This window comes from Pseudomonas sp., from assembly GCF_026224925.1.
In the GTDB taxonomy this organism is placed as follows: domain Bacteria; phylum Pseudomonadota; class Gammaproteobacteria; order Pseudomonadales; family Pseudomonadaceae; genus Aquipseudomonas.
Genome location: NZ_JAMFRV010000351.1, coordinates 1 through 8953 on the forward strand (window position 1 = coordinate 1; position 8953 = coordinate 8953).

Sequence of the window (8953 nt, forward strand, 5' to 3'; positions counted from 1 at the left end):
AACCACCGCCTGCGGCGGAACCTAGAAGCTGAATGTGCATTTATGCTCCATGAATAAAATACGCTCCATGAATAAAAACGCCCCGGCGAACCGAGGCGTTGTACTGCGTCAGAATCAACGGCTTGCGAAGTACATGGTGACTTCAAAACCGATACGCAGATCAGTGTAAGCAGGTTTAGTCCACGACATAGGAGACTCCTTCCAGGTAAGTACAGCGGTTGATTACCCACTTTAGTCCATCGGCTGGCGAAGACGTTCAGAAGGTTAGGTAGCTATCTTACTTAAAGCAGGTGCGGTGTGTGCTGCAATTTCCGAGAAAGGCCGTTACTGATTGGGTAATGATTATGTCGCCTCATGGTCTGAAAGCGTTGAATTAGAGCGGTTGCTGAGAAAAATAAAACCGCCGGTCGCCTTGTTCAACTGATCAGCGGCACTGAGTAAATGACGCCTTTCCAGCTGCAGCAGCGCGGTTTTTAGCTGGTCTGGGTAATGCTCGTCATGTCCGCCAAGATGCGCCTGCCAGAGCCATTCGCACAATGGCAGCGGGTCCATGGCAGCGACGTCGAGCTGCGCGGCCAGTGCTCGTTGCTGAATCGATACATCAACTGCCTCGATCAGCGTTGGCATGCGTTCAATGAACGCTTGCAGGTGACTGGCGATTTCTTCTGCTGACGCACTGGGTGATTGCACGCCAAACAGCCAGCCTGGTTGCCCGGCTATGTGTCGGAACCCGCTGAATACCGCGTAGCCCAATTGCAATTCCACCCGCAGCCTTTGGTAGAAAGGTGATTGACCGAGGTGCGCCAAGAGTCGCCACGCGGCTTCGTCGTCCACGCTGTGGCTCGGCGTTGGGCAGAATAAAAGCACCGCGCTTTCCGAGGCGTCCGTCGAATCGGTAATCCAGCGTTTGCCAGGCTTGGGGTCAACGGCTTTTAGCGGTTGCTCATCGGCGCTACCGGGGACTTTTTGCAGTGCAGCGTTCAGCGCAGCGTTTGTTTGCGTGGAAATACCGACGGTGAACGTAGTCCACTTCGCAGTGGCCCACAGTGCTTGCAAATCATTGTCATGGTTGTCGACAGGCCTAGCCGTACTCAAACAGTAATCTGGCAGGTGCTTGAGCAACTGACGGATTGGAATTAATGGGGAGTCGATAGGGCTTTCGCCCAAGCGCGCCAAGGTTTTAGCGTCGGGTGCTGTCAGCACACGCAGGGCATGTTCGACGATGATCGGCATCGGTGCGCAGATGCCGCTGAGCCTGAGCTGCCAAAAGGCGCCGTACTGGCTGAGCGCGAGATTGACGCCAGCGTGCTGCGCCGCGTTGGCCAGACTGTGCAAGCTGTCATTGAGCATCCGCCACAACGCGGGGTGGGCAGAGGTCAATCGCCATCGCAGAAAAACCGCACCTTCTCTGGAGTCATCAACGGCAGGCTGTAGAAATGGATTGGGTGCAGGCAGGCGCCAGGCGATGTGTTGAGTGCTCAAGTTATCCACAGGCTGCGGATGAAGCAGGCGTCCGGGGTCTAACTGTGAGAGCAGGGCATTCAAGGCCGCTTTCGATACATCCGGCAGAATATTGAAAGATCGAGCCGTCTCCAACGCACCGCCAACCGCCATTCGCCGGGCTTGTAGTCGTTGGTACTCCTGATGCAGGTTCGGGCTGCTACTGTGCGATTTGAAAAATATTAGCCAGTCGAAAAACAATGCCGTGACTGTCCCGCGTTGATCGGTGCCGTCGACAGTCAGAGCGAACTCGATGTTCAGTAATAACTGGTGATCAAATTGATACAGCGGCTCGCACTTGATCGCGTCGATCAGACCACGTTCGCGCAGCTCGAATATCAATCCGCCGGGTTGTTCATCCGTTAGCCAGGTCTGAAAAAATCCCAGTGCTTCTGGATCGGCGTCAGGCAAATGTTCGCACGCGAAAATCAGATGCAGCCGACGGGGATCGGTGACCGGTTGCGCGCCGGATGTTTCGCCCAACAGCGGCGGTGGAGGGACCTGCGGGCACCTTTCCCCGTGGGTGAAGGTGCCGCCATAGGTTATGGCTAAAGCTCGCAGGTCATCTAACGACTGGGGACCCGCAAGACTCAATGTCATCTGCTCGGCCTGGTAAAAGCGTCGGTAAAACTCCTGCAATGCTTGCTGAAAAGCCTGACGGGGAACGGGGAGGCTGTAACGATTGCCCGCATGGAATGCACGCAGCGGGTGATGGGCTGACAGAGGTTGCAGCAAGGTCACTTGATAACGCGCCTCGGCATCATGCGACCAGGCGACAAACTCCGCGTGCAGCACCTCGCGTTCGCGTCGTTGGTCCGCCAACGCCATGCGCGGGCGGGTGAGCATCTCGCACAGGCGCTCTAGCCCTTGAGCGAATACCGACTGCGGCAGCTCGAAAAAAAAGTCCGTGGTGCGCTCACGTGTACTGGCGTTTACCTGCCCGCCGTGGCGCTGGACGAAGGCCATCAGGTTGTCTTCAGCAGGGAATCGATCAGTACCCAGAAAAAACAAATGCTCTAGAAAGTGCGCCAACCCTGGCCATGTCGCCGGTACATCGTGGCTGCCAGCAGTGACGCGCAATGCTGCTGCACAACGCTTCAATCGCGGGGCATGACGAAGCACTACCCGCAACCCGTTGGGCAAAGTCAGCTGTTCGACATTGGGGGTGTTTAGCGCAGGCATTCAGGCTTCCAGCGTTTCAGCGAGGGAAGCCAATATGCTAGCGGAAATGCTTAGGGGGAACCCTGAAAAAGCGCCAATTGGGTAACACTGTTGCGTTGTCGAACCTGTGAATGGCGGTTTTATATTCCATGAGGAATCGAGGCCCCTGTGGGAGTTGGCTTGCCGACGAACGCGCCAGTGCAGTAAGCACAGGTTTGCGGCCTGAAATGAAAGATCAATCCACATACTCCACATACCGCGCCATCAAGTTTGGACGCTGGAACGTGTCGATTTCGTCTATGCGGGTTCGCAATACCCGCAGGCAGTGTTTGTAATCTTTGTCGTCCATGTCGATCCACAGCCGAGGGTTGCGGTTTACCTTGCGGTCGAAGTCGGCAGTGACGGGGTCCAGATGGCGAAATTCTTCGTAGCGTGGTAAGTCGGGTAGCGGGCGGCTGGTGTCCATGTAATTTTGAATAAAGTCCCACAGCGCGCACAGCAACTCGCCTTCGCCGGGCGGCATGATCGGGCGGAAATTGATGACGATGTCGCGATAACGGTGGGCAAGGTACAGCACGTTGACCGGCAAACCCTGACGGTCTGGAGTGGTTGAGATATAGGCGTCGAACTCGTAGAACGGCGCGGTGACTTCGCCGATGGTGCCGTTTTTTTTGTATTCACCGTTGTTTTTGTAATCGAAAACGGTGACGAGACCGGTACGGCGGTTGAGTTCCCAGATCGGGCCTCGGGAGGGTTTGACCCAGAGGCTTGGGAGGTAGCGGAGGACGAGTGATCCGATGGCCCAGCAGGCGATTGGAACGCCTGAATACCACACAAAAAAGCTCCTAAAGCTTTCTTGAGTTATTTCTATCCATGTTTCTTCAAGTTTGGCTACAGCCACAGTGAGAGTAAAAATACCTGGGAGCAAACCGAGAAGGAAAAACCACTTTCCAAACATGTGCATGTAAATCCAGAAGTGCGAACGCTTGGACCACAGTGAAAACCTGAAACGTTCGTGGTCTTCCTTCCCATGAAAGTCCACGTGTTCATAAGGGGCAGGTATATACGTGCCCAGCGCCTTTTTTGCTTCTCGTTCTTTATTCCACGTCTCTTGGAGGCGTAGGCTGCTGGGTTCTCGCTCATGCAAAAAGTCTTCCGGCGCGACTTCTTGAGTCATTCCCCAAGGCAGGCGCATTTTGGTGAAACTACGTGTCCAGGACCGCCCTGCCGATGGCTGTTGTTTGGGGATGCTGTCGGATCGATACGCGGTGGTTGAGTAGTAAGACGCTTGCTCGATACTCATGAGCGGACAGGCGCTTTGTGGGTGGTCTCGTCGGCCCAGAATAATTGGTCGACCGCCAGAAAGTTCGCTTTGGCATAGGTGGGGCCGAAGGTTGTAGGGTCCTTGGGTGGTGGCGCGGGAAACACCCAAAGTGTGGTGCCATCGTTGATTGTTACTTGGGCACGGACCCGGTACCCGCTACGAAAAGCCGCAACGCTGCTATTGCGGGGGTGATTAACCTCAGGTCTGTGGCAGGTTTTGACAAATAGCTCCATCGCATCGGATTTCATTCGATAAGCTTCCGGGGCATCCACTCGCCTCAGTGCTTTCACTTCGGAGTTAACGCCGGTCCAGATGTCGTAGAGCACCCAGAGTTTTTCCTGGACCACTTCGGCATGGATGCCGCTTACACCAAAGTCGTTCATCAAGCCGGGGACATTGCTTTCAATGCGGATAATCGTCTCTGACTTGCGCACATAAAAAGGCGTTGTTTCCCAATGGTTGATCTTGGCGTCAAACTCATACTCGGGATTTGGAATGATCGCGATACGGATGTCGGCGAGCATCCCTACCAAACGGTACAAGGCCTGTTTTGGGTCCTGTAGGTGCGCAACTGCGTTATCGGGTTCAGCAAACGGACCTAAGAGAAGCCAATCTTCCATGGGTTGTTTGGTCAGCCAAGCGGTGACCGCTATGCCCGAGCCAAGCAATATCAACGTGACCCAGGCCACCGGGCCGAGGCCCAGGAAGGTGGCGCCACCACCGACCATCAGCGAGCCAACAGCACCAACGATGCCGCTGGCAGCCATGAGCAAATGCCCCCACATGACGTTATCGCCTACTTGATAGGCGTCCCATGCGTCTGAGAGGTTAATAGTAGCGAAGATCAATCCGGCAGCAACTTGTCCGATCACGCGAGTTGTGATTTTTTCCACAAAGCGAGTACTGAGAGAGCCAAGAATATGTTTGGTAGTTGCGTGTGGGATTGTAAACACGGTTTTTCGGCCTGCGGCCCATACGGATTGGCTGCCCGCTAGTTTCACGGTCAAAAACTCTAGTGCGATGACTAAGTCGATTCCAGCGCCAGCGCTCCCTGAAAATGCTCTGCCGTAACCTTTTTCCCTAATGCTCTGATTGAATGCATCCAACTCATTCCTCACATTCCACATCTCCAACATCACCACCGCCCCCGCAAACGGCGCCGACCCCAACACCCGATACACATGCCCCTTCTTCAACGATTCACTGGCCCCGACCGCACTTTCCAACGCACTGGTCTTGGCCTTTTTCGCCGCATCCTGCTCGGCCAAACTCTGCTGCCACGCGGCATCGGTTCGCTTGTTCGCAAGGTCGATCAGTTTTGCTGTTTGGTGCCCACGGGGCATGGCGACTACACGGGTGTCAGCCGATATTTCAAGGCGGCTTCGATGCGTTGGTTCGCTCTGAAAGCTAAGCCCCGTAGCAGAGCGATATTCTCCGTGAAAGTTTTTTGCTTGCCCCGATTCTGCTGGCAGGCCGCTGAGCCCAAACACGTGATAATCCTTGGCCAGCGCATCCGCGTGACGGATGAACACAGCGTCGCCGAACGCTGCCGGGAGCATGCCTCGTACTTGCGCGATTGCACGTTGTTGCAGACGCAGATTCAGCACATTGACGGTACGGACCGCGACCGGGGCCTTACTATTATTCGCGGCTAGCACTGCGCGCTCCGCAGCCTCGACCGCGCCATGCAGATTTTCAAACACACTGACGAAGCTGTTGGCGGCGGCTTTGAGAACGGCGGTCAGATTAGTATTGAGGCTGCCGCTGGTTACCAAGCTAGCAAGCAGTTGCGCGTCGAGGGACTTTAAAAGCGTTTCGTGGGGAACATCGTTACTGCCGACTTTAGCCAGTTCGGTTTCACGAAAGTGTCCAGAGCCCAGATTGGGTTGGACAACCGAAGGCTGCACATAAGGCGTGTCGAGGTCGTGCAGTGCCAGGTCCGGCCAGAGCATCCTGTGCAGCAGGTGTTGTTCGCCGTTAGCAATCTCACTGATCAGCCGCTGTCCGACGCTGCATTTGAGATGGTACGAGCTGACCCCAGCCACTGCATCGCCAATTTCACCGTTGACCGCCAACGGGTCCATTTGCGCAGGCAAGATGGCCAGGCTGGTAAATATCTGACTGACCGAGTGCAGCGCGGCGGCGTATTCGAAGCCGTCCTGACTGAGGTGGTCGGCCAGAGTGTGTTGCGTCTCGGGCTGTTTCAGCCAGTCGGTGAGCAGCGACTGGGTCATGTCCAGCGCGCTCCAGAGCTGCAGGCGCTCGCTGCTGGCAGTGAAGCGGTTGAGGTCGAGCCGGCCCTGTAGCTTGAGCGTATCGAGCTTTTGATGCATCGGGTTCGGGCCGCCGCTGATCTCTCGCGGCACGATCAATTGTTGTACCAGCAAGGCGCTGGCGTGGTGCGCGTAGCGGCTGGCGCGGGCCGCGCACAGTTGCAACAGATGTTGCTGGTCATGTAGCCGGGTGCGCAGGTGACGCTGGCGGTAATACGGGTCCTCCAACAGCACACCAAACAGCTCACGTTGTCGGGCTGACTCCAGCACATCCGGGAGGGTTGGTTGCTCGGCCCACAATTCATGGGCCAGCGGACTGGCCACGGTACACGCCAGCTCCAGCCAATGGGCCCATGCGCCGGTCTCTACCTGCGTCGGTTGATATTCCACAGCGCCGCGTTCGCAGGCAGTGAAATGTTGATGCGCCTTGCTCAGGGCGACGGCCGGAAACTGCCCGCTCAAATCGCACAGGTAGCGTGCCGGCTGATCCAGCAGCCATTCAAACCCCGGTTGTCGGGCTCGCTGAGGGGCCACGACGCTGACCGGAAAAGCATGTCGGGTCAGGTTGAGCCATGCCACCTGCGCCATGCCCGCTTCGGATTGCCGGGTAGGCGCGTGTATATCAAAACCGCTAAACGCTTCCAGCATCGCTGCGCCGTCGGGTTTGCCCTTGAACACCGTCTTAAACTTGGCCCGTGAACTGCGCAGATCCGGGCTTTGGCAGCGCTGCGTACGCAGGTCTGAATCTTGTTCCAGATGGCGCAAACGTGGTGCGCTAAGTTGCACCTCGCTAAAACACAGCTGCGGCGAAATTTGCTGATTGTTCCAGTTGGACGGCAGCCAGATGTCCTCTAACGCCTGTCCCGTAGCCAGCCGTGGGCGGGGTTCGATCACATCGCCCATGCGGTATTCATTGAAATCGACGTCGTGGTAGGTGGTCTGTTCTCCCTCGACCCTTACTTCCAGCTCACGCCACACTCGACCATCGAGGAATACATAAATAAACCCCGCGCGACACATGACTGGCGTGCCTTTGTCGTGGGAGCTGTTAACGCCGGGTAGTGCGACAAAGGGCACGACTGGGACTATTTGATTCCATTGGCCATCGAATTCACGAATAGTGATCTTGACCGATGGAAGCGGCACGCGGATTGGCGGGCCTTCGATACTGGCGATCTCCAGCCACAGACGGTGTTTGAATGTATCGGACCAACTCCACACATGCAGGGCGCTGGGAATTAAAGACTCGCCCGTTAGGCGCTCGGGACGATCCGAGTCAGTCAGGGCATCTAGACGGCGGAGGCTGTCGTGTTCATAAAACGCTAGCCGCTGAGTGGTGGGATGGCTATTGCCAGTGACCTGCACGATCAGCTTGTTTATTTCGCAACAAGGCACGGTGCTCAGTTCGGGTAGTGTCATGTCAGGATTCCCATCCGGGCGGCTTTTATAGAACCCGCGACTATGGATGGATCTTGAAAAGTACTATGTCGGCAGAGGGCGAAACGAGTCGTAGGACTTTTCTGGAGTTAAGAAATTGCTCTACAGAACCACCGGAATGAATGAACCCTGTATGACCTGGTTCAGTCACCACCGTGTGACGGCCTTCGCAGGTTCGCGAAGAGAGTGGCGCGGTATATCTGAATCACCGCAGTGAATCCATCGTGAACAAGTTCCCTCCCACGGGATCTTCAATCGACTTGAAAAAGCGCGTTCACCGCCCAGCCACCGCCATCCCTCCACCCTCGGTCGACTAGGACAATCAGCCGCGACTTAGCCCGCCATATAGCCCTGGGCGCCGGTCTTTGAAGTAGCTGTTGATGGCGCGCGAGTCGTCCATTAATTGCCTATCCAGCATGCCGATAATTAACAACTCTTCATCTGCCGCCTCGGCAATTCGGCTGCCATCCGGTGCCGCAATGCTGCTCAGCCCGCAGTACTCGATATCACCTTCGCTGCCGCAGTAATTGGCGTACGCCACGTAGCATTGGTTTTCAAACGCTCGGGCGCGGATGGTGACCTCTGCGACAAAGTCATACGGCTTCATATTGGCGGTCGGTACTAAAATCACATCAGCACCGGCCAACGCCAGCCGCCGGGTGTTTTCCGGGAACTCCACGTCGTAGCAGATCAATAGCCCGAGACGCCAACCGTTTAATTCGACCACCGGAAACTCATCACCGCCCACGGCAAACATCGACTTATCGAGATCACCGTACAGATGGGTCTTACGGTAATGACAGAGGCTTCGCCCTTGCGCGTCGATCAATTGCACCGCGTTGTAAATCTGCCCGTCGCTGGAGCGTTCGGGGTAACCGTACAAAATCGCGATGCCCGCCGTTTGGGCGAGCGCCGCAATCTGCTTGGCAGCCTCTCCGTCACGCGCTTCGGCCAACGATGATGCAGCCTCGGCGCCAATGTTGTACCCGGTCAAAAACATCTCTGGGCACACCAGTACATCTGCACCTTGTTCCGCTGCTTTCGATGCTTGCAGCGCCAGGCGTTTGAGATTGCCGCTGACATCCAGCGGCAGCGGCGGGCATTGGTACAAGGCGATACGCATGATGGTGGTCCTCAGTCAGCCAGCGCGATAGGGCCGATGTCGTTGAATACATCGCCTGGGCCTGGGTTCTCCGGATGAGTGCTGCCGCCGAAGTGATTCATGATGCCCCACACCGCATTCAACGACGTCTGTACT

At 56.3% G+C, this 8953-nt stretch carries 5 protein-coding genes; all 5 read right to left on the bottom strand.

Annotated features, from left to right (window positions below; genetic code table 11):
* Positions 1-114: 114 nt before the first annotated feature.
* The 5 genes from pqqA to M0974_RS15300 all read right to left on the bottom strand — a co-directional run bounded on the left by pqqA (position 115) and on the right by M0974_RS15300 (position 8818).
* Positions 115-189 (bottom strand): pyrroloquinoline quinone precursor peptide PqqA, encoded by a 75-nt coding sequence (pqqA, locus tag M0974_RS15280; RefSeq protein WP_003422658.1) that lies wholly within the window; start codon positions 187-189, stop codon positions 115-117.
* Between the two features lie 153 nt (positions 190-342).
* A complete protein-coding gene (gene pqqF, locus M0974_RS15285) occupies positions 343-2682 on the bottom strand; it encodes a pyrroloquinoline quinone biosynthesis protein PqqF (protein WP_297838246.1) in 2340 nt (779 codons plus the stop codon).
* Positions 2683-2896: 214 nt separating this feature from the next.
* Positions 2897-3964 (bottom strand): hypothetical protein, encoded by a 1068-nt coding sequence (locus tag M0974_RS15290; protein ID WP_297838248.1) that lies wholly within the window; start codon positions 3962-3964, stop codon positions 2897-2899.
* Complete coding sequence (locus M0974_RS15295) at positions 3961-7677, bottom strand: hypothetical protein (RefSeq protein WP_297838250.1); 3717 nt, start codon at positions 7675-7677, stop codon at positions 3961-3963. The genes M0974_RS15290 and M0974_RS15295 overlap by 4 nt, the downstream gene beginning before the upstream one ends.
* A 340-nt stretch (positions 7678-8017) precedes the next feature.
* Positions 8018-8818, bottom strand: a complete 801-nt coding sequence (locus M0974_RS15300; RefSeq protein WP_297838252.1) for a carbon-nitrogen hydrolase family protein — start codon at positions 8816-8818, stop codon at positions 8018-8020.
* Positions 8819-8953 lie beyond the last annotated feature (135 nt).